The sequence below is a fragment of the Rubrobacter sp. M3-4 genome, from assembly GCF_059772285.1.
The window spans coordinates 63,595-89,604 of the sequence record NZ_JCBAJP010000002.1 but is presented as its reverse complement, the minus strand read 5'-3'; the positions used below and the strand labels follow the sequence as shown (position 1 = coordinate 89,604).

The 26,010-nt window shown below is 67.2% G+C and carries 22 protein-coding genes; 8 read left to right on the top strand and 14 right to left on the bottom strand.

Going from position 1 to position 26,010, the window contains the following annotated elements:
- Positions 1–22: 22 nt before the first annotated feature.
- Both AC6EKW_RS02710 and AC6EKW_RS02705 read left to right on the top strand, forming a co-directional pair.
- Positions 23–1,225, top strand: a complete 1,203-nt coding sequence (locus AC6EKW_RS02710) for an acyl-CoA dehydrogenase family protein (protein WP_498513628.1) — start codon at positions 23–25, stop codon at positions 1,223–1,225.
- 111 nt (positions 1,226–1,336) lie between these two features.
- A complete protein-coding gene (locus AC6EKW_RS02705) occupies positions 1,337–2,359 on the top strand; it encodes a zinc-binding dehydrogenase (RefSeq protein ID WP_273886854.1) in 1,023 nt (340 codons plus the stop codon).
- Positions 2,360–2,440: 81 nt separating this feature from the next.
- Here AC6EKW_RS02705 and AC6EKW_RS02700 read toward each other — a convergent pair whose 3' ends face one another.
- Positions 2,441–3,322: a sigma-70 family RNA polymerase sigma factor gene (locus AC6EKW_RS02700; protein WP_273886853.1), complete on the bottom strand. Its 882-nt coding sequence runs from the start codon at positions 3,320–3,322 to the stop codon at positions 2,441–2,443.
- 276 nt (positions 3,323–3,598) lie between these two features.
- The gene (locus AC6EKW_RS02695; protein ID WP_498513627.1) at positions 3,599–5,470 is read right to left on the bottom strand and encodes a transketolase; all 1,872 of its coding nucleotides are present in this window, start codon (positions 5,468–5,470) and stop codon (positions 3,599–3,601) included.
- A gap of 138 nt (positions 5,471–5,608) precedes the next feature.
- Here AC6EKW_RS02695 and AC6EKW_RS02690 point away from each other — a divergent pair, with 138 nt between their 5' ends.
- Positions 5,609–6,103, top strand: coding sequence for a GFA family protein (locus AC6EKW_RS02690; RefSeq protein ID WP_498513626.1), 495 nt, complete (start codon positions 5,609–5,611; stop codon positions 6,101–6,103).
- A gap of 150 nt (positions 6,104–6,253) precedes the next feature.
- A complete protein-coding gene (locus AC6EKW_RS02685) occupies positions 6,254–7,546 on the top strand; it encodes an aldose epimerase family protein (RefSeq protein WP_498513625.1) in 1,293 nt (430 codons plus the stop codon).
- Between the two features lie 36 nt (positions 7,547–7,582).
- Here AC6EKW_RS02685 and AC6EKW_RS02680 read toward each other — a convergent pair whose 3' ends face one another.
- The 3 genes from AC6EKW_RS02680 to AC6EKW_RS02670 all read right to left on the bottom strand — a co-directional run bounded on the left by AC6EKW_RS02680 (position 7,583) and on the right by AC6EKW_RS02670 (position 9,936).
- Positions 7,583–8,950: an RtcB family protein gene (locus AC6EKW_RS02680; RefSeq protein ID WP_498513744.1), complete on the bottom strand. Its 1,368-nt coding sequence runs from the start codon at positions 8,948–8,950 to the stop codon at positions 7,583–7,585.
- 64 nt (positions 8,951–9,014) lie between these two features.
- Positions 9,015–9,428: an archease gene (locus AC6EKW_RS02675; protein WP_498513624.1), complete on the bottom strand. Its 414-nt coding sequence runs from the start codon at positions 9,426–9,428 to the stop codon at positions 9,015–9,017.
- 46 nt (positions 9,429–9,474) lie between these two features.
- The gene (locus AC6EKW_RS02670; RefSeq protein WP_273886847.1) at positions 9,475–9,936 is read right to left on the bottom strand and encodes a hypothetical protein; all 462 of its coding nucleotides are present in this window, start codon (positions 9,934–9,936) and stop codon (positions 9,475–9,477) included.
- 176 nt (positions 9,937–10,112) lie between these two features.
- Here AC6EKW_RS02670 and AC6EKW_RS02665 point away from each other — a divergent pair, with 176 nt between their 5' ends.
- The 4 genes from AC6EKW_RS02665 to AC6EKW_RS02650 all read left to right on the top strand — a co-directional run bounded on the left by AC6EKW_RS02665 (position 10,113) and on the right by AC6EKW_RS02650 (position 15,136).
- Positions 10,113–11,843, top strand: a complete 1,731-nt coding sequence (locus tag AC6EKW_RS02665) for a sensor histidine kinase (RefSeq protein WP_498513623.1) — start codon at positions 10,113–10,115, stop codon at positions 11,841–11,843.
- A gap of 67 nt (positions 11,844–11,910) precedes the next feature.
- The gene (locus AC6EKW_RS02660; protein ID WP_273886845.1) at positions 11,911–12,612 is read left to right on the top strand and encodes a response regulator; all 702 of its coding nucleotides are present in this window, start codon (positions 11,911–11,913) and stop codon (positions 12,610–12,612) included.
- 80 nt (positions 12,613–12,692) lie between these two features.
- Entirely contained in the window at positions 12,693–14,174 is a 1,482-nt protein-coding gene (locus tag AC6EKW_RS02655; protein WP_498513622.1) for an ABC transporter permease, read from the top strand.
- A gap of 5 nt (positions 14,175–14,179) precedes the next feature.
- Positions 14,180–15,136, top strand: coding sequence for an ABC transporter ATP-binding protein (locus AC6EKW_RS02650; protein WP_498513621.1), 957 nt, complete (start codon positions 14,180–14,182; stop codon positions 15,134–15,136).
- On the opposite strand, the gene cydB is transcribed toward AC6EKW_RS02650, so the two are convergent.
- The 9 genes from cydB to AC6EKW_RS02605 form a co-directional block, all read right to left on the bottom strand.
- Complete coding sequence (gene cydB / locus AC6EKW_RS02645) at positions 15,133–16,164, bottom strand: cytochrome d ubiquinol oxidase subunit II (protein ID WP_273886842.1); 1,032 nt, start codon at positions 16,162–16,164, stop codon at positions 15,133–15,135. The two genes, AC6EKW_RS02650 and cydB, sit on opposite strands and share 4 nt — an antisense overlap.
- A gap of 2 nt (positions 16,165–16,166) precedes the next feature.
- Positions 16,167–17,657: a cytochrome ubiquinol oxidase subunit I gene (locus tag AC6EKW_RS02640; protein ID WP_273886841.1), complete on the bottom strand. Its 1,491-nt coding sequence runs from the start codon at positions 17,655–17,657 to the stop codon at positions 16,167–16,169.
- A 136-nt stretch (positions 17,658–17,793) separates the two neighbouring features.
- Complete coding sequence (locus tag AC6EKW_RS02635; RefSeq protein ID WP_273886840.1) at positions 17,794–18,609, bottom strand: SPW repeat domain-containing protein; 816 nt, start codon at positions 18,607–18,609, stop codon at positions 17,794–17,796.
- A complete protein-coding gene (cydC, locus tag AC6EKW_RS02630) occupies positions 18,606–20,342 on the bottom strand; it encodes a thiol reductant ABC exporter subunit CydC (RefSeq protein WP_273887084.1) in 1,737 nt (578 codons plus the stop codon). Before cydC ends, AC6EKW_RS02635 begins: the two co-directional genes overlap by 4 nt.
- A 5-nt stretch (positions 20,343–20,347) precedes the next feature.
- Positions 20,348–22,078 (bottom strand): thiol reductant ABC exporter subunit CydD, encoded by a 1,731-nt coding sequence (gene cydD / locus AC6EKW_RS02625; RefSeq protein ID WP_498513620.1) that lies wholly within the window; start codon positions 22,076–22,078, stop codon positions 20,348–20,350.
- A gap of 63 nt (positions 22,079–22,141) precedes the next feature.
- Positions 22,142–23,926, bottom strand: coding sequence for a glycoside hydrolase family 15 protein (locus tag AC6EKW_RS02620; RefSeq protein WP_498513619.1), 1,785 nt, complete (start codon positions 23,924–23,926; stop codon positions 22,142–22,144).
- Positions 23,919–24,284, bottom strand: a complete 366-nt coding sequence (locus AC6EKW_RS02615; protein WP_498513618.1) for a hypothetical protein — start codon at positions 24,282–24,284, stop codon at positions 23,919–23,921. The genes AC6EKW_RS02620 and AC6EKW_RS02615 overlap by 8 nt, the downstream gene beginning before the upstream one ends.
- Positions 24,281–24,781, bottom strand: coding sequence for a hypothetical protein (locus AC6EKW_RS02610; RefSeq protein WP_498513617.1), 501 nt, complete (start codon positions 24,779–24,781; stop codon positions 24,281–24,283). Before AC6EKW_RS02610 ends, AC6EKW_RS02615 begins: the two co-directional genes overlap by 4 nt.
- Positions 24,778–25,773 (bottom strand): SDR family oxidoreductase, encoded by a 996-nt coding sequence (locus AC6EKW_RS02605; RefSeq protein WP_498513616.1) that lies wholly within the window; start codon positions 25,771–25,773, stop codon positions 24,778–24,780. Before AC6EKW_RS02605 ends, AC6EKW_RS02610 begins: the two co-directional genes overlap by 4 nt.
- Between the last annotated feature and the right edge of the window lie 237 nt (positions 25,774–26,010).

The following is a 26,010-nucleotide window of genomic DNA, read 5'->3' as shown; positions in this document are numbered from 1 at the left end:
ATCGCGAAGGAGGAGAGTTCCGGTGATTGCTGACGTATCCGGCTCGTTGGGGACCGATTTCTACCTTCTGGACGAGTTGCTCACGGACGAGGAGCGGCAGGTCCGGCAGAAGGTCAGGGACTTCTGTGACCGGGAGGTCATCCCGGTCATAAACGAGTACTGGGACAAGGCGGAGTTTCCGTTCCAGTTCGTGGAGAAGTTCGCCGAGCTCGGGATCGCGGGCACCAGCATAAAAGGCTACGGGTGTCCGGGGATGAGCCACGTGGCCGAGGGGCTCGTGGGAGCGGAGCTCGCGCGGGGGGACGGGAGCCTCAACACCTTCTTCGGGGTACACTCCGGGCTCGCCATGGGTTCCATCGCCATCCTCGGCAGTGAGGAGCAGAAGCAGCACTGGCTGCCGCAGATGGCGCGGATGGAGAAGATCGGGGCGTTCGCGCTCACCGAGCCCGAGCACGGCTCCGATGCGGTCGCGCTCGAGTCGAGCGCCGTGCGCGACGGCGATCACTACGTCCTCAACGGGCACAAGAAGTGGATCGGGAACGCCTCCTTCGCCGACGTGATCGTCTTCTGGGCCCGCGACGCAGAGGACGAGCAGGTCAAGGGTTTCCTGGTCGAGAAGGGAACCGAGGGGCTCTCGACGAGGGTCCAGACCGGCAAGACCGGCAAGAGGGCCGTCTGGCAGGCGGAGATCGAGCTGAAGGACGCCCGGGTTCCGGCCGAGAACAAACTCGAGCACGCAAACTCCTTCAAGGATACCTCTAAGGTGCTCACCGCGACCCGCTACGGCGTGGCCTGGGAGGGTGTGGGGCACGCCGTAGCCTGTTACGAGGCCGCGCTGCAGTACGCGAAGGAGCGCAAGGTCTTCTACCGGCCCCTCAACACCTACCAGCTCATCCAGAACCGCCTCGCGAACATGCTCGCCGAGCTCACCCACATCCAGCTGATGTGCCTCAGGCTCGGCCAGCTCTTCGACCAGGGCAAGATGACCGAGGGAATGGCCTCGCTCGCCAAGATGAGCGTCGCCAGGAAGGCCAAGCAGATCTGCGCCGACGCCCGCGACATCCTCGGCGGCAACGGGCTCCTGCTCGAATACCTGGTAGGCAAGCACCTCGCCGACATGGAGGTCGTCTACACCTACGAGGGCACCGATATCGTGCAGTCCCTGATCGTCGGGCGCGAGATAACCGGTGTGCAGGCCATAGCGCCGAGCCGCAGGGGTCAGTAAGGCTTTGCTCTTCCGGCGCCGGGGCGTCCTGGAGGGCGCCCCGGCGGTTACTCTTCTCCCGCCTCCGGGCAATAATGTGTGGCGTGACCTTTCCACGAAGAGGGAGGATGCATGAAAGCAGTGATCCTGCGCGAGCTCGGAGGTCCGGAGAGCCTCGCCTACGAAGAAGCCCCCGACCCCGAACCCGGCCCCGGCGAGACGCTCGTCAGGTTGCGCGCGGCAGCTTTGAACCGCCGCGACGTGTTCGTGACGCGCGGGCTCTACCCCGGCGCGAGGGCCGAGGCCCTGCCGGTCATACTCGGCTCCGACGGCTCGGGCGAAGTCGTGGCGCACGGGAGCGAGGATGCCGGCGGGCTCCCGCCGGAGGGGAGCGAGGTCGTTATAAACCCCGCACTCTACTGGGGAGATGACGAGCGCATACCGGGCAGGGACTACCGCATCCTCGGGCTGCCGGACGATGGCACCTTCGCCCAGCTCGTAAAGGTACCCTCGGAGAACGTCTTCGAGAAGCCCGCCCATCTCACCCACGAGCAGGCGGCGGCGGTCCCGCTCGCCGCGCTGACCGCGTACCGGGCGCTCGTGACCCGGGGCAACCTACAGCCGGGCGAGACCGTCGTCATCCCCGGCGTCGGGGGCGGCGTCGCCACCTTCCTCGTGCAGCTTGCCTCCGCCCTTGGCGGGCGCGTCTTCGTCACCTCCTCGAGCGCAGAGAAGGTAGAGAAGGCGAGAGAGCTCGGCGCCGAGGGCGGGGTCACCTACGAGGACGAGAACTGGTCGCGCACGCTGCGCGAGATGACCGGGGGCGTGGACCTCTCGGTCGACTCGGTCGGCGGGGAGGTCTTCGACGCGCTGCTCGCGCTGGCCAGACCGGGGAGTCGGATCGTCACCTTCGGGGCGACCGCGAGCCCGAAGGTCTCGCTCACGATGCCCCGCGTCTTCCTCAAGCAGCTCGACGTGCTCGGCACCGCCATGGGTACGAACCGCGAGTTCGAGGCGATGCTGAAGCTCTACTCCGAAAAGGGCCTCGAGCCGCTGCTGGACCGCACCTTCCCGCTGGAGGAGACGCCCGCGGCCATGAACCACATGGAAGAGGGCAGCGGGATGGGAAAGATCGTGCTCGAAATTCCCTCCTGATCTCCTGGAAGCGTAAAAGCCGCAGCACGAAGAGAGGGGCCCCTGGCGGGGCCCCTCTCTTCGTCTCTGTTGGATCGACGCTCAGGCCGCGGCGCTGCTCGACCGCTTCGTGCCGTTGCCGCCGAACTCGCCGGCCCGCAGCATCTGCTCGGCCTCACGCTGCAGCTGCCGCACCCGCTCGCGCGAGACCCCCAGCTCGTCCGAGAGCTCGGCGAGCGTGGCCGCCTTCCTGTCGTCGAGGCCGTAGCGACGGATCAGGACGTAGCGGTTGCGCTCGGGCAGGCGCCGGATCATCTCACCGATGCGCGCGGCCTCCATGCCCTGCACGACCCTCTCCGGGGTGTTCGAGGCGGCCTCGTCCTCGATGAACTCCCCGATCTCGGAGGCGTCCTTCTCCTGGCTCAAGGGCTGGTTGAGGCTCGTGGCGTCGGGCATGGCGCTCTTCACGTCCCGCACCTCTTCCGGCGTCCAGCCGACCCTCTCGGCGACTTCCTCGTCGGTGGGCTCCCGCTCGAGCTCGGTGGAGAGCTCGTTGTACGCCCGGGCCATCTTCCTTATCTTCTCGGTCATGTGCACCGGGACGCGGATGGTGCGGCCCTTGTCCGCGACCGCCCGCTGCACGGCCTGACGCACCCACCAGGTGGCGTACGTCGAGAAGCGGTAGCCCCGCTCGGGGTCGAACTTCTCGACCGCCTTCATCAGCCCGATGTTGCCCTCCTGAATAAGGTCCTCGAAGGGTAGACCCATCCCCCGGTACTTCTTCGCGACCGAGACGACCAGCCGGAGGTTCTTCTCTATCAGCTTCTGACGAGCCTTCTTGTCCCCCTTCTTCGCCCTCCTGGAGAGCTCTATCTCCTCCTGATGGGTCAAAAGGGGACCGGTGTCTATGTGCGCGAAGTAGCTCGGGAGCAGCCCCGGAGCCTCTTCCCTGTTTACCGTCCGACGCTCGTTCGCCTTTTCCATCTTCCCTCCTCGTGGTATAAAATCTCTGTCCGACCAACTACTGCTACTTTTACCCGCGGGAGCCTCCCGCGCAACCCTTTTTGCCTCTCCAAAAGAGAAGGAGATCACATCCCGCCCGTACCGACCGTCCTCGGGCTTTTTCTCGGACCTTCTCTGAAGTGGTGAGGGGGCTTTCTGCTCCTCCGGAAAAAGGAATTATACTCGTTCGTATTCGCTTGTCAAATGGACGTGGGAAGCTCCTCTATAGAGGAGCTTCCCACGAGGATGTCCGATGGCTCAGAGCCCGGCGAGTTCGCGGACGGCCGCGGCGATGCCCTCGGCGTCTATACCGGCCTCGTGCAGGAGCTCGTCCGGGGTACCGGAGCCCGGCATGTTCCTGACGGCGAGATGCCGGAGCTGCAGGGCGTCACCGTCCTCCGCGAGCGCCGAGAGTACGGCCTCGCCGAGGCCGCCTTCGGGATGATGGTCCTCGGCGACCACCAGCCTGCCACCGGTGACGCGGACGGCCTCACGCAGGGTGTCGGCGTCGATCGGCTTCACCGAGTAGGCGTCTATGATCCTGACGGGGATGCCGCTCTTCTCGAGCTCGTCGGCGGCCTCGAGGGCTTCGTGCACCGTTATTCCGGCGGCGACCACCGCTACGGCGTCTTCGTCGGAGGACCGCAGGACCCTGGAGCCGCCGACCGGGAACTCTTCATCCGGGGAGTAGATCACCGGGGTATTGCCGCGGGTGGTCCTTATGAAGCTGATGCCCTTCGTGTCGGCCATCTCGGCGACGAGCTTCGCGGTCTGGTTGGCGTCGCAGGGATAGAGGACGGTCGAGCCGTGCACCGCGCGCATCATCGCGATGTCCTCGAGCCCCATCTGCGAGGGGCCGTCCTGACCGATCGAAACACCCGCGTGCGAGCCGCAGAGCCTGATGTCCCCCTCGGAGATGGAGGCCATCCTGATGAAGTCGTAGGCTCGGGTCAGGAAGGCCGCGAACGTGGAGGCGAAGGGCGCGTATCCACGCACGTTGAGCCCGAGGGCCGCCGCGATCATCTGCTGCTCGGCGATGAACATCTCGAAGTAGCGGTCGGGATGGGCCTCGGCGAACTCCTCGGAGTGGGTCGAGTTGGAGACCTCGCCGTCGAGTGCGACGACCTCGGGACGGGCGGCACCGAGCGCCTTCAGCGCCTCGCCGTACGCCTTGCGGGTCGCCACGGAGGAGCCGACTTCGTAGGTGGGCAGCTCCAGGGCGCCCGAAGGAGCCGCGCCGCCGTTCGTCGGATCCGTCTCCGGTTTGTTCACCTCTACGACGATGTTCCCCTGGCTGCCTATCTCCCGCAGCGCCTCTTCTTCCCGCTCGGGGTCGAGCGGCTTGCCGTGGAAGCCGTTCTTGTCCTCGACGAAGGAGACGCCGCGCCCTTTCCTGGTCCTGGCGATGATGAAGGTCGGCTTCTCCTCCTGTTCCAGCGCTTCGGCGTAGGCGCGGTCTATCTGCTCGACGTCGTGGCCGTCTATGGTGATCGTATGGCAGCCGAAGGCGCGGGCGCGGGCCTCGTAGTGCTCGCCGTGCCAGCCGTCCATGGTCTCGCGGGTCTGCCCGAGACGGTTCATGTCCAGGATGGCGATCAGGTTGGAGAGCCTGTAGTAGGAGGCGTGCTGCAAGGCCTCCCACATCGAACCCTCGGCCATCTCCGAGTCGCCGCAGAGCACCCACACGTGGTAGGGACGCTTCTCGAGGTATCTGCCCGCGAGAGCGACCCCGACGCCTATCGGGAGACCCTGCCCGAGCGAGCCGGTCGCCACGTCCACCCAGGGGATAGCCGGGGTGGGGTGCCCCTGCAGCCGGCTCCCGAACTTGCGGAAGGTGAGAAGCTCCTCGTCGGTGATCGCACCGGCCGCCTTGTACATCGAGTAGAGCAGCGGCGAGGCGTGGCCCTTGGAGAAGATCAGGTGATCGTTGCCCGGGTTGTCCGGATCGTCGAAGTCGTAGACGAGGTACTTCTCGAGCAGCACCGCCATGAGATCCGCCGCCGACATCGACGACGTCGGGTGCCCGGAGCCCGCCGCGTGGCTCGCCCGCACGGAGTCCGCCCGCAGCTGCTGCGCCAGGGCGTGCCAGCGCTCGGCTCTTACGGCCGTCGTGCCCGTCTGAGATGTCACGTCGCACCTCCCGCTTCTGGTCCTGATACCCGCACTATACACTCAATGGTTTATCTACCCGCCGGGACGGGCAGCGAAAACCCAGCAAAACACAGGCTACCATCAAAGTAAAGGAGGATCCGAAAGGAGAGAAGACGAATGAAGCTCACAGGTTCCTGCCACTGCGGGGCGGTGCGGTTCACCGTCGAATCACAGAGTCCATACCCGTATCAGGCGTGCTACTGCAGCATCTGCCGCAAGACGGCCGGTGGCGGCGGCTTCGCGATAAACCTCGGCGCGGATTACCGTACGCTCGAGGTCGAGGGCGAGGAGAACGTGAGCACCTTCCACGCCAAGCTCTACGATCCGGAAGACCCGCAGAGCTACGAGGAGAGCCCCGCCCGGCGACACTTCTGCGGCCGCTGCGGGAGCGCCCTGTGGCTCTACGACCCGCGCTGGCCAGAGCTGGTGCACCCCTTCGCCTCGGCGATCGACACGCCGCTCCCGAAGCCCCCGGAACGCTACCACATCATGCTCGACTTCAAGGCCCCATGGGTCGAGGTGCCGGAAGGAGAGGAAGATCGGCACTTCGAGAGGTACCCGGACTCCTCGCTCGAGGAGTGGCACCGGCACCACGGCCTCTACGACGCCTGAGTCACCTCCCCGACCGAGAGACCCCAGGCGCCGAACACACTACCAAAGCGCACTCCGTTCGAAGAGCGGGGCCATGATGTCATATGTTGTTTGATTCGCCTTTCGTCTTGTGCTCTAATGTTGGAAGGTGGAAACGAGGGAAGGGGAGAGATGGAGGGCGGTGTCAGGTCCGGATCGGCTGGTTTCAGCCGGAAAGATTTCCTGAAGGCCGGAGGTTTCGGGCTCGCCGGTGCGGCGTTTCTCGCGGCCGGGACCCCGGCGGAGGCTGCGCGTAAGGTATCGGCTACGCCCCGGCACGGGGGCGGGCACCATCACGGGGGGAGCCTCGGCGCAAGTCGGGAGCTCTGGGGGAGCGCGCACGGCGAGGACGTTTATCTGTACACGCTCACCAGCGGTCGGCGGATGACGGTCAGGATCTCGAACTACGGCGGGGTGGTACAGTCCATCTGGGTGCCGGACCGGGCGGGGAGGGTCGAGAACGTGGCTTTGGGCTTTCCGAAGCTCGAGGACTACGTCAACGACTTCGAGAACCAGCCCTGGCCGGCCGAGGGAGGTTCGGGGGACACGTACTTCGGGGCGATCATCGGTCAGTATGCCAACAGGATCGCCAACGGCGAGTTCACGCTCGACGGCAAGACCTACCACCTGCCGCAGAACAACGGCTCCAACACGCTGCACGGCGGGCCCGACTCCTGGAACACCAAGGTGTGGGACGCAAGCACCGGGAGCGGGAAGGATTACGTGGAGCTGGCCCTGAGCCACACCTTCCCGCCCGACTTCAACGGGTTTCCCGGTCAGATCCGGGCGACGGTGACCTACAGGCTCACCCGGGAGAACGCGCTCTACATACACTACGAGGCGAAGAACATCTCGGAGACCGACACGGTCATAAACCTGACCAACCACACCTACTTCAACCTGACCGGGGAAGGCTCAGGGGACGTCTACGACCAGCTGCTCAGGATCAACGCCGACCGCTACACGCCGATAGACGAGAGCCTGATCCCAACCGGAGAGCTCGCTCCCGTCGCCGGCACACCGTTCGACTTCCGCAGGATGAAGCCCATCGGGCGCGACATCCGCGACGGTGACCCCCAGATAACCATAGCCCACGGCTTCGACCACAACTTCGTGCTGAACGGCTCGGGCACGCGGTTGATCGCGGTCGCCGAAGATCCGCGCAGCGGGAGGGTCCTCCTCACCTACACCGACCAGCCCGGCGTGCAGTTCTACACGGGGAACTTCCTCGTCGGGGATCTGGTGGGCACCGGCGGCAGGACCTACCGGCAGACCGACGGGTTCACGCTCGAGACCCAGCACTTCCCCGACTCACCGAACCAACCGGGCTTCCCCTCGACGGTGCTGCGGGCCGGGGACACCTTCACCTCGACGACCGTCTACAGGTTCGAGACCGCGGGGCGCGGGCTTTCGCACCACCGCTAGGCTCCACCCGCGCCGGGCTACGCCTGGAGCCCGTGGTCATCCCTTCACCACGATCATGGGCCTCAGGCGGGCCACCTTCTTCCCGATACCCGCCGCGTCGGTGACCTCCACCACCTCGGCCGCGTCCTTGTAGGCCTCGGACATCTCCTCGTCGACGGTGGCGCGTCCCGCCGCGCGCACCAGGATGCCGCACCTCTCCAGTTCCCCTATGAGATCACGGCCCCGCGCCGCCTTTTTGGCCCGGCGGCGGCTCATCCTGCGCCCGGCCCCGTGCGCGCTCGACCCGAAGGTCTCGCGCATCGCGCCCTCGGTCCCGGCGAGCACGAAAGAGTAGCGCCCCATGTCGCCGGGCACGAGAACGGGCTGCCCATAGGAGCGGTAGCGTTCCGGGAGCTCGGGGTTTCCCGGGCCGAAAGCCCGGGTCGCGCCCTTGCGGTGCACCAGAACCCTCCTTCCCCCGTGCTCCTCGAACTTCGCGTTGTTGTGCGCCAGGTCGTAGAGGACGCGCAGGGACCCGCCGAAGCCGGTCCTCTCGAAAGCCCGGCGCACGTGGTGGGTTATGAGCTGGCGGTTCGCGAAGGCGAAGTTGGCCGCGGCCGCCATTGCCCCCAGGTAGGAGCGTCCCTCCGGGCTGTCTATGGGCGCCGCCGCGAGCTGCCTGTCGACCAGCTCGATGCCGTACTTCGGGGCCACATCGAGGAAGCGCTCCACGTAGTCCTGGCAGACCTGGTGTCCGAGCCCGCGCGACCCGGAGTGGATGAGGACCGTCACCCTCCCCTCCTGCAGGCCGAACGCCGGGGCCGCCTCCCGGTCGTAGACCTCGTCGACGTACTGTACCTCGAGGAAGTGGTTCCCCGAGCCCAGCGTCCCGAGCTGGGAAGCCCCGCGTTTGTAGGCCCGCTCCGAGACCGCCTCCGGATCCGCCCCCGGCAGCATGCCCCGGGACTCGACGTTCTCGAGGTCGGCCGGATCCGTGTAGCCGCGGTCCACCAGAGCCCGCGGCCCCTCGTGCAGGATGGCGGAGAGCTCCCTGCGGCCAAGCCCCAGGTCTCTCCTGCCCCTCCCCACGCCGGAGGGCACGGCCGCAAAGAGGGCGTCCGCCAGCTCGCGGGCCCGGGGCACGAGATCCTCGCGCTCGAGGTCCGAGACCAGGAGCCTCACCCCGCAGTTGATGTCGAAGCCGACCCCGCCGGGGCTCACCACGCCCTCTCCCCCCGCTTCGAAGGCTGCGACCCCACCGATGGGGAAGCCGTACCCCCAGTGGACGTCCGGCATCGCCAGCGCCGGCCCGACGATCCCCGGGAGCGTGGCCACGTTCTCGAGCTGCTTCAGGGAAGCGTAGTCTTCGGCGGCGAGATCCGAGAGGATCCTCTCCGAAGCGTAGAAGATGGCGTCGACCCGCATCGCGCCCTCGCGCGGTATCCGGTACCTGTTCTCGGAGAGCCGCTCGAAATCCACCGCAACCTCCTCAAACGTCGAGTATCACCCGGCACCTCCAGAGGCCCCCCTCCCTTACGACCTCGAGCCCGTGGAAGGTGACGCTCTTGATCTCACCGATCCAGCCCTGCTCCTCGACGTCCAGCGCGCTCCCGCGAAGCCGGGCCCGGAGAGAGCAATCCTCCATGTCGAGCCGGAGGGAACCGTCGGCGGGGACGAAACCCTCCTCCTGGACCAGGTACAACAGCTCGCTCAGCCACCGCACGAGCAGCACCTCGAGGTCCGGCCCTTCCAGCTCGACGGTACGCAGGCATCCGCCGCCCTGTGGAGGCCGCTCGAACATCAGGAGCAACACACCCCGCATGGCCTCGAGAAACAACCCCTCAAGGCTCTCGGCCGCGGCCTCGAAGCCCACGTCCGCCGTGTGGTCGAGAATCCTGATCATGGCCGCCCGAAAGACATTCCTACCACAGCCCCCGGGCACGTGCCATCTAGCGCCGGATCACGTTGGGGAACGGCGGCTCGCCGAGCTTCCCCCCCACGTACCCGCCGAAGAGATCGGCCAGGAAGAGGCCCAGCGCCGCCAGAAGTTCCCTCCCGGAGAGCCCGAAGCTCACCGGCGGGAGGGCTACGGCCCCGATGAAGTATCGCCCGAAGCCTGAGAGTATGAGCGCCAGGATCACCCCCAGTACGAGCCCAAGGACGGCACACATCGCGCCGTTGAGGCCGCCCCGGCGCGGCGCCAGCCTGCTGGCCGCGAAACCACCGGCGAGATAAGCCAGAAACCCGGCGACGAGCGCGACCACCACCACGGCCGCCGAGAAGCCCCCGGATGCCGGCGCGACACCCGTAACGGCGACGTAGAGCGCCCGCAGCAGGCGCTCCAGCACCCCCCCGCAGACCACCGCGACGGCCCATCCGAGCAGCATCGCCGGGAGGCTGATCTCCTTCATCCTCAAAACCCGCCTCCAAAGGGTCTCAAACGAAACCCTCCATGACGCCAGCTCCTTCTCGGTACCATTCTCCTCCCGCCGGCTTAACCTTCCGTAAGGAAGGGTTAGCTTTCGGTAAAGTTTCGGTAAAAGTCTGTGAGAAGTGGCAATCGGTCCGGTTCCGTTAAAATCGTTTCATGCGGCTCGGGTTCAGGATCTCTCTGACGCTTCTGGTCTCCCTGGCTGTCGTGCTCTCGGTCGGGGTGTTGCTGCTGTACGGGTTGCCCACGATCCAACGCCGGGTCGCCGAGCACGCCAGGAAAGTCACGCTGGCGCAGGCTGCCGCCACGGCGGACGCCATAACCGGCAATACCGGAGGTCAGTGGCACGCCATGCTCAGCGAGAAGAAAAACGCCTCCCACCTTCCTGCCCGCCCGAACCGGCTCCTGCACCGGACCATCAACCTCTATGCACGCCCGGGGGAGACGAAGGTCCTCGTGGTCAACCGTGCGGGAAACGTCGTGGCGAGCGAGGGGAAAGCGGACTTCGAGGCCCCTGCAACCCTCATCCGCACGGCGGCCTCTGGGAAGCGGCTCTTCCAGGAGATCGAGGGCTACGACGTGGCCGTCACCCCGATCTTCTACCGGGACCGGCTCGAAGGCGGCGTGGTGCTCGCCACCGGCGGCTTCGAGAGCACCTTCGACCAGATCCTGCTGCGCAGCTCGCTCGAGGCGGCCCTCATCTCGCTCATCGCGAGCGGGGGCGTGGCGCTGCTCCTCGCCACGGTCATGGGCCGCAGGGTCGAGCGCCTCGCGCTCGGCGCGCGCTCGATAGCGGGCGGGGACCTCTCCTACCGGCTGGTTCCGGACCACGGCGACGAGCTGGGCGAGCTCGCCAGGACCTTCAACGAGATGGCCGACAGGCTCGAGGAATCCTTCGAGACCCTCAGGCGTGGAGAAGAGAACCTGAGAACCATACTCGACAACCTGAGCGAGGGCGTGCTCGCCGCGACCTCCGACGGGAAGATCACGTTCGCCAACCGGGCGGCCCGCCGAGTGCTGGACACCGACGCAGGAACCGTACCCGACCCCTGGGAAGATTTCGATCTCAGGGAAGCGATAGCCCGGTGCGCCGGAAGCGAAGAGCGCATCGAGGCGATGGTGCAGGACGGGGAGACCTTCATGCGGGTCAACGTCGTACACATCTCCGGCTTCTACGGAGACGGCGGGGGCGCCCTCGTCGTGATGCAGGATCTCTCCGAAGGACGCAGGCTCGAGGTCAACCAGCAGCGGTTCATAGCCAACGCCGCCCACACGCTGAAGACCCCGATCACCACGATAGTCGGCGCCGCCGAGCTGCTGCTCTCGGGCGACGACGAGGACCCCACCGTACGGCGTCGGCTGTTGAACCACATCTTCAACGAGAGTCGCAAGATGCAGCAGCTCTCCGACACCCTGCTCAGGATGGCCCGCACCGGCTTCGAGGCGGACCGCCCGAAGCTGAGAAGGACGGACCTCGAAGAAACCGCACGCTCGGTGCTCTCCCAGATCTCCCCGCTAGCGGAGAGGATGGGTATCGATCTCACGCTCACCGGCGAAGCAGAGCCGGTGCTCGCCGACGCAGAACGTCTCGAACACTCGCTGCTCATCCTGCTGCAGAACGCGATCAAACACTCCAGCAGGGGAGACGTGGTCACGCTGCGCCTGCGAGGACGCTCCGTGAGCGTCGAGGACGAAGGCGAGGGGATAAGAGACGAGGACCTGCCGCACGTCTTCGAGCGGTTCTACAGAGGGTCAGGGAACACCGAGGGATTCGGGCTCGGCCTCTCGATCTGCAAGGAGAACGTGGAGGCGATGGGCGGCCGGATAGAGATCTCCTCCGAGGAGAACCGCGGGACCGTGGTGACCCTCAGCCTGCCCCCGCCGTAGTGTGGGCGGGCTTTTCCGGCTACAATCCTCGAAACCGTATGTTCCACGAAGACCAGCGGGATGGTGGATGCAAAAGGTTCTCATAGTCGAGGACGACCCGGCGGTGAGGGACGTGGTGGTGCGTGCCCTGCAGAGGGAACGCCTCGAGACCGAGGAGTTCAGAGACGGCGAGTCGGCCCTGGAGTACCTGCACGAGGGCGGCCGGTGTGACCTGATGATCCTGGACATCATGCTCCCGGGCATGGACGGGGTCGAGCTCTGCCGCCGGGTGCGCGCCGAGAGCGAGGTGCCCATAATCATGCTCAGCGTCCGGGACGACGAGACGAGCGTCGTGGTGGGGCTCGAGGTCGGGGCGGACGACTACGTCACCAAGCCCTTCTCGCCCCGACAGCTCGTGAGCCGGGTCCGGGCGCAGCTCAGGCGCCGGGAGATGGACCGCCACTCCTCCGGCCCCGAAGACGACGTCCACCGGCTCGTCTTCCCCGGCCTGGAGATAGACCTCTCGCGTCGGCTGGTCACCGCGGATGGAGAACCGGTCGAGCTCACGGCGAAGGAGTTCGATCTCCTGGCGCTGCTCGCCTCACACCCCGGCAGGGTCTACACCCGTGAGCAGATCATGCGCCATCTGTGGGGCGGGGAATTCTTCGGCGAGGCCCGCGCCGCCGACGTGCACATCCAGCACATCCGCCACAAGATAGAGCCCGACCCCAAGAACCCCCGCTACGTACAGACGGTGCGCGGCGCAGGCTACAGGTTCACCGAGGGCTGACCCGAAAATCCATCCGCAGCCGGCGGGCAGGGTTATCATGCGGGTGTATGGGCCGCCTCCGGCACCTGGGTGACTCTCGGTTGCGCCTCGGCGCGGTGACCTCCAAGGAGGTCGGGATGCTCCTGCGCCAGCCCAGGCTCCTCGCGGTGCTGTTGGCGGGGCCGGTCCTGATCATGGTGGTCTTCGCCCTGAGCTTCCACTTCACCCTCGGCAAGCCGCGGGTAGCGGTCGTCGTGGAGCCTGGAAGTCCGGGGGCCAAGCTCTTCGAAGAACTTCGGAAACGGTTCGAGTCCCGGGTCGACGTCGCGCTCGTGACGCAAGACGAGGGCCGGGCCGAGCAGCTGCTGAGGAACGGCAAGCTCGACGGGGTGGTCGTCGTCCCACCGAGGCCGCTCGACCGCATACGGAGCGGTAAGCACGCCACGCTGAAGGTCCGCTACCGCTCGCAGAACGAGCTCTTCGGCTACGTGGTTCCGAGCCGCGCGAGCGCCCTGGTCCAGAGCCTGAACCGGCTCTTCGTCAGGAGGCTCCTCTCGGACGAGCTGAGCGCCCTGCGCTCCTCACGCGGCAACCTCGACGCGCTGAGCACGGAGCTCGAAGAGGCCCGGAGCCTGGAACGGACCCTGTCCTCCCCCCAGACCCGCCGCACCACGAACCAGCTCCGCTCAACCCTGAGCGACCTCGAGGGTACGCTGAAGGCGATCGAAGGGATAGCCCCCGACGGGCTGCACGACAGGGTCGCCGGGGCCCTGAGGCAGGTGCGCAGCACCGAGAAGCTCCTGGGCCGGGTACAACGCCTCGAACATCAGGCTCAAAAGGCGAAGGAGAACGGAACGCTCTCCAGGCTCGATGAGCAGCTCTCGCTGCTGCGGCGGGCCACCTCCCGGATACCACCCGACGTCTCGGCGAAGCTTTTGGTCTCCCCGCTCAGGCTGGACCTGAAGAACGTCGCCCGCTTCCAGCCGACGATCGTGCAGTATTACGCGCCCGGCGTGCTCTCGCTCCTGGTGCAGCACGTCGCGCTCAGCCTGGCCTCGCTCGCGATCGTCCGGGAGTACCTGGGTGGGTCGAAGGAACTCTTCGACGTCTCCCCGCTCAGGGACTCGGAGCTCCTCTTCGGGAAATTCCTCACCTACGTCCTGAGTGCGCTCGCGGCGAACGCGGTGGTCGCCGCCGCCCTCATCTGGTACCTGCACCTGCCCGTGAGCACGAGGGCGCTCGAGAGCCTGGCGACCTCGATGGTGCTGGTCGCACTCTCCTCGGTCGCGCTCGGGCTTCTGCTCTCGGTCCTGGTCAGGAGGGAGATACAGGCCGTCGAGATCTCGATGCTCGTCCTCATCGGAAGCGTCTTCTTCGCCGGGTTCCTCTTCCCGTTCCACATGATAAGCGGTCCGGCCCGCGCCGTCTCCTACGTCCTGCCCTCGACCTACGGCATAGACGCGATGCAGAGCGCGCTGCTCGACGGACGGTGGTTCTCGGTCCGGGATCTCGCGGCGCTCGTGGCCCTGACGCTCATCCCTCTCGCGCTGGCGCTCTCCCTGCTGCGGCGCAGGAAGGTCTGAAAGCCGTGCCGGTGGTCGAGGCGGAGAACCTCTCCAAGCGTTTCGGGCGCAACGCCGTGCTGCAGAAGGTAGACCTCGCGGTCGAGAGCGGGGAGATCTTCGGGCTCATCGGCCCCTCCGGCTCGGGCAAGAGCACCCTGATCCGAACCCTCACCGGGTACTACCCGCCGAGCGGGGGCGGGGTGCGCCTCTTCGGAGAAGACCCGGCGACCTTCGGACCGGACGAGCGGCGCCGGATCGGCTTCATGCCGCAGGGGTTCGTCCTCTACCCCCAGCTCTCCGTGAGACGCAACCTCAGCTTCATCGCCGGGATATACGGCCTGGGGTTGCGCGAGCGGCGCAGGCGCGTGCGTGAGGTGCTGCAGTTCGTCGAGCTCTGGGACGCCCGCAGGCGACGGGCGGCGAACGTCTCCGGGGGGATGCAGCGGAGGCTCCAGCTCGCCGCCGCGATGGTACACCGGCCGGAGCTGATGTTCGTGGACGAGCCCACGGCGAACCTGGACCCCATCCTGCGCAACAAGCTCTGGGAGCGCTTCGAGGCCCTGCGCGACGAGGGGAAGGTGATCATCGTGAGCACCCAGTACGTAGAGGAAGCCGGCCGCTGTGATCGGGTCGGGCTGCTCTCGGGGGGAAGGATGATCGCCGCCGGAACCCCCCGGGAGCTGCTGCGCCAGGCCTTCGGCGGCGAGATAGTGCGCCTGGAGCTCGGAGGAGACATCGGTCGGGCCGGAGGGTACCTGCAGGCTCTCGAACGCCTCGGTCACGTCTCGGACATAAACAGGTTCTCCGCCGGCGGCAAGACGAAGACGATCATCCGCCTCATCGTCGACGATGCGGACCCCGTGCTGCCGGAGGTCTTCCGGGCCCTGCAAGGGGCGGAGGTCCTCGCCGCCGACGTGCACACCCCTTCCTTCGACGAGGTCTTCGTCAGGCTCGAGGAGAGGGCCGGAGAAGCAGGCTAGACCTCGACCCTCCCGCGGAACATCCGGTAGATGATCGCGAAGTAGATGCAGGCGAGGAGCAGCCCGAGCCCCCAGGCGATCAGGCCGACCACCAGGCTGTGGTGCGGGGCGGAGGCGTTGTAGATCGTCAGGCTGCGGGAGGGGTCGACGGCGGGCAGTACCTTGGGGTAGATCGCGAAGGCCGTCGAGGACATCATCCCCGCGATGTACGCGCACGAGCCGCCGAAGGAGAGCCCGTCACGCCCCTTCGCCAGGGCGTACCCCACCGTCAGGATGCCCCCGATCGCCGCCGCGGGGAACACGAACCCCCAGGGAGCGCTCTCGAAGTGGGAGAGGCGCTGCGGCAGCAGGTAGAAGGTGAGCGGCGTGGCGAGCGCCGTGAGCCCGACGGTGGCCACCCAGAAGGCCCCGGCGAAGATCCTGCTGCTGTTGCGAAGCCCTCCGGTGGTCTTCATCGTCAGGTAGGTGGTTCCGTGCAGGATCACCGCGCAGAGCGCGAGGAGCCCGATCATTACCGTGTACCAGTCGAGGATGCCGGGGTTCTTGCTCAAGGGGTGCAGAGGATCGGTCCACAGCGACTGGAAGAAGTACTTCCCGCCCCGCCCTATGGGGACGCCGCGCATCACGTTCGCGAGCGCCACACCGAAGAAGAACGGCAGCAGCAAGCTGCCGAGGAAGAAGACGCCGTCCCAGAACGAGCGCCAGAGATCGTTGTCGAGGAGATGTCGCATCTCGAGCCCGACCCCCCGCAGGATCAGGAGCCACAGTACGACGAAGACGGCGAGGTAGAAACCGCTCATGCTCGCCGAGTAGAGCAGTGGGAACGAGAGGAAGAGCCCCCCGCCGGCGGCGACCAGCCAGGTCTCGTTACCATCCCACATCGGCAGGATGGCCCGCTGCACCGCCCGGCGCTCCTTGTCGTCCTTGGCCACGAAGGGATAGATCGCGCCGGCCCCGAGGTCGAAGCCGTCGAGCAGGACGTACATGGTGAGGATGAAGGCTATGAAGATGAACCAGATCGTCTGCACCGCTACCCCCTTACCTTCTCCTCTCGTCCACTCTCGATGGGCTCCTCCCTCCTACGCTCCTGCAGCGCCCTCCGCCCGGGGATTATCTCCCTTATCTCCTTCTCGAGTCTTTCGACGTCCTCGCTCTGCGGAGCCTCGGGTCCCTGGTGGACCTCCTTGAGCACCACGATCACGTAGAGGACGCTCAGGAGCAGGAACAGCCCCGCGAGCCCCGCGATCGTGAAGTAGACGTTACCGGCGTTGACCAGCCGGGACGCCCCCTGGGCGGTCTTCATGACGCCGTAGATGATCCAGGGCTGCCGCCCGGACTCGGCGACGACCCAGCCGACCGTGTTGGTGATGAACGGGAAGGGCATTATGAGCAAAAGGAGCCAGAGCATCCTGCGCGAGCGGAAGAGCCTCCCGCGCCAGAGCAACAGGGCCGCGAGCAGCATGACCGCGGCGAAGATGGTCCCCAGCCCCACCATGATGTGGTAGCTGTAGTAGACGAGCGGTACGTTGGGCCAGAGGCTGCGCGGGAACGCCTCAAGCCCCTTCACCGTCGCCTCGAACGACCGGTAGGAGAGAAAGCTCAGGATCTTGGGCAGCTCGATCGGGTTGTCTATACGCATCGTCTGCAGGTTGGGCTGTCCGATGATCGTGAGCGATGCCCCCTTCTCGGTGTGGAAGAGGCCCTCGGCCGCGGCGAGCTTTATGGGCTGCTTCTCTGCCAGCGCCGCGGACTCCATGTCCCCGCTCGGGTAGATCATCCACAGCGAGGAGGCGAGCCCGGCGATGACCCCGAGCGTCACGAAGAGCTTGCCGAACTGCACGTCGCGACGGGAGAGCAGGTAGAATGCTCCGATCCCGGCCATCGCGAAGGAGGCGGTGACGACGGCCCCGCCCATCACGTGGATGTACTGGTGGAACATCCAGGGGTTCAGGAAGAGCTTCCAGAAGTGGACGAGCGCGAGGTTGCCGTCGGGGAGGGTGCGGTAGCTTATCGGGTTCTGCATCCAGGCGTTGACCGTGAGGATGAAGTAGCCCGAGGCCCAGCTCCCGAGGAAGACCATGAAGGCCGAGAACCACCTCACCTTCTTCCCGAAGGCATCCCCTCCGTAGAGGTAGAGCCCGAGGAAGGCCGACTCGACGAAGAAGGCGAAGACCCCCTCGAGCGCGATCGTCTGACCGATGACCCCGCCCGAGACCGTCGAGAAGACCGCCCAGTTGGTCCCGAAGCCGAACTCGAGCGGGATGCCCGTCACCGCCCCGATGACGAACGCCGGGGCGAAGAGCCTGACCCAGAAGTCCGCCGCCTTCTTGTAGAACTCGTGCCCGCGCCTGAGGTAGAGCGTCTCGAGCACCACGATGAGCAGGATGAGCCCCATCGTGAGCTGCGGGTAGAGGTAGTGGTAGATAAGGTTGAACCCGAACTGCCAGCGGTGCAGAAGGACCGTGCTGCTGGTGTCCTGCAGCGCGAGGACCGGATGCACACTCATCAGCGCGGCACTCATTCAAGACCTCCTGTGGAGCTTCGGCGGGCGGTGATCCTCACGGAGGACTCCGCCTCTCTTTCGGTGTCCTCGGCGTTCTACCGCATCCCTCCAGATCAGAGTATATGCAGCACCGGATGTCACCTGGTGAGCTCTTTTACTCTCTGTCCTGCGCTGGGCGAATTCCATCACGAGGTAAAGGATCAGCTCCGGTCCGCGAGGATATACGCCTCTCTCCGCCGAGGAACGAGAAGCCCGCGAGCATGAGGCCGATGCAGATGTGGAAGACCTCGGGAAGGATGTTGTACTGGCCGTGCACCGCGTTGTACTGCATGAAGAACGGGACGATGAAGACCCAGGCCCCGGCGACGAGCTCGAGGAAGCGCAGCCGTCCGAGGGAGGGCCAGAGCGCGAGGAACGCGACGGCGGCGAGGATGGTCCCGGTGATCGTGTCGCTCACCCCGGCGGGCGTCCCGGCGTACCCGACGACGTAGGGGGACATCGCGAACCACACCCCGAAGAGGACCGCAGCGAGCCGGGGCAGGCGGGCGAGCGCCGGACGGGTGTCCGGCTCCGCCCCCAGAGCACCTTCCGCCGAGAGCCCGCTCAGCGCGAGCGCGAGCGCCGCGGAGAGCAGGCACCAGAACGACCAGCCTCCGGCGACGAGCGGCTGCAGGATCGCGAAGACGACCCCTGCGGCCGAGTAGAGCGTCGCGAGGGCGAAGAGGAGCCTTCCTGCACTCCGGCGTCCGAGGAACGCGGAGAGGAGGATGCCCGCCGCGAAGACGACGACACCGGCGGCCGAGTAGGGCAGCGTCGGAGGGTAATCCGTAACGGCGGTGGCGTACCGGGAGAAGAACGGATCCCAAATCCCGGAGAGCGCCCCGGTGAGATAGAGCAGCACGTACAGGGAAGAGCCAACCCCCGCGAGTGAGACGAGCACCCCGGCAGCAACCCGGTATCCTCCTGTCATCTTCGACCTCCCGTCGCCAGCATCGTGCTCTGCAGAGCGTACATCCTGCCGTAGAGCCCTCCGGAGGAGAGCAGTTCCGCGTGGGTCCCACGCTCGACGATGCGCCCGGATTCGAGGACCAGGATCTCGTCCATCAACTCCATCCCGACGAGCCGGTGGGTGATCATGAGCACGCTCCTTCCCTCCATCGCCTCCCGTATCGCACCGAGGAGCTCGGCCTCGGTTATGGTGTCGAGGTTGGCCGTGGGCTCGTCGAGTACGAGCACGGGAGCGTCCCGGATGAGGGCGCGCGCCACGGCGAGCCGCTGCCGCTCCCCGCCGGAGAGCCGAAGCCCCTGCTCCCCGACCCAGCTGTCCAGCCCGTCCGGGAGTCGCCGGACGAGCTCGTCGAGCCTGGCCACGGCGAGCACCCGCGAGATCTCCTCGTCGGTAGCCTCCGGGGCAGCCAGAAGCAGGTTGCGCCGGAGCGTACCGTTGAACAGGTGGGTGTCCTGCGAGATCAGGGAGATCCTGGACCTGAGGTCCTCCTGCGCGAGATCCCGCACGTCCTGACCTCCGAAGAGGACCTCCCCGGCCTCGGGATCCCACAGACGCAGGGCGAGCCGGGCCACGGTGCTCTTCCCCGCCCCACTCGGCCCGACGATCGCGACCCTCCCGCCGGGGGGAAGCTCGAAGGAGAGGTCGTGCAACACCTGGGGCTCACCAGGAGCGTACCGAAAGCTCACGTTTTGGAACTCGAGCGAGGTGTCCTCCGGCATCGGAGATGGAAGGGCGGGATCGTTGACCTGCGGCTCCTCGTCCGCGACCTCGAAGATGCGCTCCGCCGCCTCGCGCGAGCGTCCCAAAAGCCGGAAGGCCTCCCCGAGCGGGTTTATCGCCTCGAAGGCGCCGAGTACGACGAGCGCGAGGAACGCCAGGTAGACCCCGCGCACCACGCCGGAGGTGACGAGCGGGATCGCGAGCACGAGCAGAACGAGCATGGCGAGGTTGGAGAGGAGCTCGCCCAGAGCGTTCTGCAGCCCACCGACGAAGGCCATCCTGCGCTGGACGCGCGAGAGAGCCCCGTTCACGGCCGCGATCCGCCGCCCCTGCTCCTCCTCCGCTCCGAAGGCGAGGATATCCTGCACGCCCTGCACCCCGTCGACGATGAGCGCGCCGAGCTCACCACGCAGCCTCGCCTCCTCCCTTCCGTAGCGGGATGCGAGGGCGTTCACCAGAACGGGGACCCCGACGCCCGCGGCGAGCAGGAAGGCGAGCGCGGCGAGCGCCAGAGCCGGCGAGAAGATCCAAAGGAGCGCCACCGTCCCCGCGGTCGTCGCCGCCGCGACCAGCATCGGCGAGAAGACGCGCAGGTAGACGTTCTGCAGCTCGTCGACGTCCTTCACGAGCCGGTCGAGCAAATCCCCGCTGCGGCGTCCCCGCAGTCCGGCCGGGACGAGCGGCTCCAGGCGCGAGTAGAACCAGGTGCGCAGCCCGGAGAGAAGGCGGAAGGTCACGTCGTGCGAGACGAGCCGCTCGGCGTAGCGGGCGAAACCACGCGAGACGCCGAACAACCGGACCAGGTAGATCGGCACGCTCAACGCCGCGAGCTCAGGTCTCAGGGCCGCGGCGGCGATGAGGAAGGCGGAGAGCGCCAGGAGCCCGACGTTGCTCGCGATGGTGGCCACCCCGAGCGCGACCGCGAGCGCGGCCCTGCGCCCGAAGGGACGCAAGAATCCCGCCAGGCGCAGCATCACCCTCACGGTCGGACCTCCTCCGGTGCACCGACGAGCTCCGCGTAGAGCCCACCCCGGCGCACGAGCTCCTCGTGCGTCCCCTGCTCCACGACCCGCCCCGCGTCGAGCACGACGATGCCGTCCGCCCGGTAGACGGTATTGAGACGGTGGGCGATGACGAGCGTGGTCCTGCCCGCCCTCAGGCGCTCGACTGCCTCCCTTATCGCCGTCTCGCTCTCCGGGTCGAGGCTCGAGGTCGGCTCGTCCAGGATCAGGACGGGTGCGTCCTTGAGGAAGGCGCGGGCTATCGCGATGCGCTGCGCCTCCCCGCCCGAGAGACGGGCCCCCCGCTCGCCGAGCTGCGTGTCGTACCCATCGGGGAGCGTCCGGATGAAGCCGTCCGCCCCGGCGAGCTCGGCGGCCCGCTCGACCTCCTCGCGGCTCGCCCGCGGGCGGGCGAGCCGGATGTTCTCCAGGACGCTGCCGTAGAAGAGGTACGGTCGCTGCGGGACGAGGGAGACGTGCTCGCGCCAGCGCGCGGCCGGGAACTTCGAGATCGGGGTGCCGCAGGCGAGGATCTCGCCCTCCTCGGGATCGAGGAAACGCAGCAGCAGGCTGGCGAGCGTGCTCTTGCCCGCGCCGCTGCGCCCGACGAGCGCCGTCGTCGTCCCGGGCTCCAGGGTGAGGTTCACCTTCTCGAGCGCCGGCCGCCGGGCGTCCGGGAACGAGAAGCTCACGTCCTTCAACTCTATGCGGGGTGCTCCGGCCGGTGGCTCCCACCCCGCTTCGCCTCCGCTCCGCTCCGGGAGCGGGGTGTCCAGGATCTCGAAGATGCGCTCAGCCGCCGCCTTGCCCTCCATCCCGGCGTGGCGGCTCGTCCCGAGCTCGCGCAGCGGGCGGTAGAACTCCGGGGCGAGCAGGAGCACGAGGAAGGCCGGCTGGAAGGCTATGTCCCCCCGCAACAGGCGCACGCCGAGCTCGACCGCTATGACCGCGATGGCGATAGAGACCATGAACTCCAGCACCAGTCCGGAAGCGAACGCGTAACGCAGCACCTTCATCGTCCTGCGCCGGAAGGCCTCTCCCACCCGCTCGACCGTCCTGCTCTCCTCCCTGCTGCGCCCGAGCGCCTTCAGCGTGGGGAGCCCCTGCAGGACGTCGAGGAAGTAGGCGCTCATGCGGGAGAGCGTCTCCCACTGCCGCTGGATGTGCCTCTCGGAGTACTTCCCGACGGCGACCATCAGGATCGGGATGATCGGGGCGGTCGCGAGCAGCAGCAGAGCGCTGATCCAGTCGACGGTGAAGAGATACCCGGCTATCGTGAGGGGGACGAGGGCGCTCAGCGCGGCCTGAGGCAGGTAGCTCCCGAAGTAGGCATCCAGCCGCTCTATACCCTCCACGGCCGTCGAGGCGACCTCGCCGGTGCTCTCGTTCCTGGTGTAGGCCGGTCCCAGGCGCACCACGTGCGAGAAGAGCCTCTCCCTGAGAGCGCTCTTGACCGCTATCGCACCCCGCCTGCCCACGACCTCCCGGCCCCAGGCGAAGGCCGCGCGGGCCACCACCGCGCCGAGCAGGAGCACCAGGGTGAGGGTCACCTGCCTCAGCGTCCCGCCGCCGAGGAAGACCCGCGAGACCGCCTCGCTTAAAAACCGCATCTGCAGGATCGTCGCGCCGGTCCCCGCGAGCCCCAGCAGGACCGCGAGCAGGAGGAAGATGCGAGCCGACTTCACCTCTCTGAAGAGCCTGGCATCCATCTATGAATGGGTTATACCCCCTGCGGCATGGTCTCCCGGTGAAAGGTTTCCCGTGGAGCCCCTCTATCCCTCCGAGATGGCGACGGCCGCCGAGATGTGGGCCAGGTGGGTCAGAACCTGCGGGAAGTTGCCCAGTAGCTCGCCGCTTTCGACATCGTACTCTTCGGAGAAGAGCCCCAGGTCGTTGCCCGTGGCGAGGGCCCGATCGAAGACTTCCTGCGCCTCGTTGGACCTCTTCTGGCGGGCTAGACACTCTGCGAGCCAGAAAGAGCAGGCCAGAAACGCCCCTTCCTGCGGGTTTCCCGGGAAGCGTCTTATGAGCCCGTCGTCGTCGAGCTCCCTTCGGATGGCGTCGGTGGTACGGACCATTCGCTCGTCGTCGTAGTCGACGAAGCCGGTCTCGGGCAGAAGGAGCAGTGCCCCGTCGAGGTCCTTCGAGCCGAACGCCCGAACGAAGACGCCGCGCTCCTCGTCGTAGCCGTCGCTCTCTATGGCCTCCCGGATCTCTTCGCGCACCTTCCGCCAGCGGGTGGTCGGCGCCCGCCGCATGCACTCCTCGGAGAGCTTTATTCCCCTGTCGAGCGCGCACCAGCAACCGGCCTTGGAGTACACGAAGTGCTCGGGGTCCCCGCGCTTCTCCCAGATCCCGGCGTCGGGCTCGCTCCAGCGCTCGGCGGCGGTGTTCACCAGGTCCACGATGAAGCGCCAGTAGTCGTCGTCGGGGGAGTTGCCCCTCTTGTGCCAGCGCCAGGAGAGCTCCAGCAGCTGCCCGAAGACGCCGAGCTGCATCTGTCCGGCGGCGAGGTTGCCCACCCGCACGGGTCTGGCACCCCGGTATCCCTCCAGGTGTCCGAGCTCGCGCTCGACGAGCGTCCTCTCGCCCCCGACGCCGTACATTATCTGCAGCTTGCGGGCGTTGCCGGCGGCGCTGCGTTCGATGAAGCGTCGGAAGGCGTCCGCCTCTTCTTCGAACCCGACCTCGGCCAGGGAGCGCACCGAGAAGAAGGAGTCCCGGATCCAGCTGTACCGGTAGTCCCAGTTGGCGCTACCTCCAGGGATCTCGGGCAGCGAGGTGGTCGCCGCCGCGGCCACGGCGCCGGTCATCTCGTTCATCAAAGCCTTTATGGTGATCGCCGAGCGCAACACCCCGGGCCGGTAGCGGCCCTTGAAACGCATGCCTGAGGCCCACCCACGCCACCACTCCACCGTCTCCTCCAGACGCCGGTCGAGCTCTTCTGCACCCGGCGGCTCCGGGAGATCACGGTCGAGCCGGGCCGGGGGGACGGAGAGGATCGAGAGATGCACCCGATCCCCGGCGTGAACGTCGACCTTCGCCGAGATCTCGTCCGTATCGGAGATCCCTACGTCAGCGTCGGAGTGGATGAGCAGACCATCGTTGCCGCCTATCGCGGAGAAGAGCCGGGCTCCTTCCTGCCGGATCCAGGGATCTATCTCCCCGTAGTCGAAGCGGGGGGCGACCCGGATCTCGAGCTCCACGTGCCCGCGCACCCCCTCGACAATCCGTACGATCTGGCGGTGCTCCTCCTCGCTCGCGGGCATGGCGAAGAAGTCGTAGAGGCGCACCTCCCCGCCGCCGGTGGTGAAGGTGGTCTCGAGGACGAGCGTCTCGTCCAGATAGCGCCGGGAGACGTCCCATTCGTCCCCCGTGGGGCTTATGGAGCAGAACCCTCCCCTCTTCCGGTCGAGGATCCTCCCGAAGCAGCTCCCGGCGTCCACGCGCTGGATGCAGCACCAGTCCATCGAACCCGAGCGCGAGACGAGCGCTGCGGAGTTGCTGTCGGCGATGAGGGCGTAGTCGCCTATCGGCGGGTATCCTTCATCAGGCATCGCGCACCTCCCGAAGCCCGCCCGCCGCGAAGAGCGCGGCTACGACCGCGTCGGTCGCGGCGATCCTGCGGTGTCCGCTGTCGAAGGTAGCCAGCGCGACCATGCTCAGCGCGTGCAGCGCGTCGGCGGCCGCCCCGGCAGCGAGCAGCGGTCGGCCTCCGCTCCTCCCGACGACCGCGGCCTGCACCAGGTGGCGTGCGCCCAGGATGCGAGCCCCGATCCTGGAGGGACGGTCCGCCTTCCCTCCGGAGACCATCCGGACCAGCGCCCCGGGGAACACGAGCAGCGCGGCCCCGTAGGCGATCCTCCCCACCTCTGCGGCCCGCGAGGCTCCGCTCAACCTGCAACAGTATCTCAACCCTCTTCCTCCTCTCCGGAACGATCCCCTCGCTCCCTTGCCGATGCTCCGTCCTCACCGCGGTCCCGCAACGTCTCCGCCACGCTCATCTCCAGCGCGAACGCGAGCAGGTACCCCACGGTCGCCAGAAACGCCCCCACGGGCCACGCAAGCGACCGGTGCTCCAGGAAGCGCCCCGTGGCGAGCGCCGCCGTGAGCCCGAGCCCCACCGAGAAGACGCTTATCGAGCTGCCGAGAGCCTTCACCTGGCTCGGCTCGTCCTCGAGCCCGTGCCGAAACAGCCCAGAGACGGCGGCCTCCACGAGGGCGAACCCCATCACGGCCCCGCCCCCGAACCCGAAGACGTCCGCCGCTCCCGGAGATCCCCAGGCCGCGCTCAGGATTCCGAAAGACCCCGTTATCGTCACCGAGTAACCGTAAGCGGAGGCGTTGTTGCGGGCGGAGGCACGCAGACCACGCCGGTAGCGCCTTCCGAACTCCCCGCCGTCCAGGCTCACCGCGACCGCAGCAGCGCGTAGAGTCCTGCGAGACCCGCAACCCCCGCGGCGAGGAGCGCACCACGATGGGTCGTTGCCCACAGCTGCGGGCTCCTCTCGTGTGCCATGCCGTCGAAGCGTCCGTGGGCGCCGGCGTCGCCCGGAACCGGCTCGAAGAGGTTGGAGGGCCGGTCCGGGTCTGCGGGCTCGTCGGTCTGCTGCGAGTCGTACCCGGTCCTGGCCAGATACCAGTCGCCGAAGCCGGGGAGGAACTTGTTGCCCTCTATGGTCAAAACGGCCGAGAGCCCGACGTACAACTCGCGCCTTCTGTGATGGGCGGCCCAGTAGACGCCCCGGGCCGCCACCTCCGGCTGATAGATCGGGGGAACGGGCTGGGGTTTGTTGGGCATCTTCGACTCGCAGTGATCGAACTGCGGGGTGTTGAGCCCCGGCAGTTGCACCATCGTCACGTGCACGTTGCTGCCGTCGTGTTTGAGCTCGACCCTGAGCGAGTCGGTGAACCCCTTCATCGCGTGCTTGGCACCACAGTAAGGGGCCTGCAGGGGTATGGAGCGGTAAGCCATCGCAGAGCCCACCTGCACGATGGTCCCCCTATCGCGCGGGAGCATCCTCTCAAGCGCCACCTTCGTCCCGTAGACCGCCCCCAGGTAGGTCACCTCCGTCGCCCGCCTGAACTCCTGCGGGGTGATCTCCTTGAACGGCGCGAAGACGGTGGTCATCGCGTCGTTGACCCACACGTCCACCGGGCCGAGCTCCCGCTCGACCCTCGAGGCCGCCTCCTCCACCTGCTCGTAATCGGCGACGTCGGTCGGGATCGCGAGCGCCTCGCCCCCGGCCGCTTCGACGTCCTTCACCGCTCCCTCGAGGCCGTCCGTGCCACGGGCGAGAAGCCCGACCTTCGCCCCGTGCCGGGCGAACTCGCGGGCCACCGCCCGACCGATCCCGGCGGAAGCCCCGGTGACGACGACCACCTCCGCGTTATCGTGCTCCATCTCTCGTCTCCTTCGTCTGCCAGCCACAACGACGGAGCATGCCGGGAAGGCAGCTTCCCGGCATGCCTCTTATCAGTCTCCCCACCCGGCGTAAGCATCCTGTAAAGTTTTGCGAAAGGCCGGTAAAGATGGAGCAAACTTCTCCCCCGACAGATCATCCGCAACGGGGACGATCCCCGGCACGGGGGTCAGGGGAAGGCGCTACGCGCTCATCGGGCCCGACCAAGAGAACGAAGC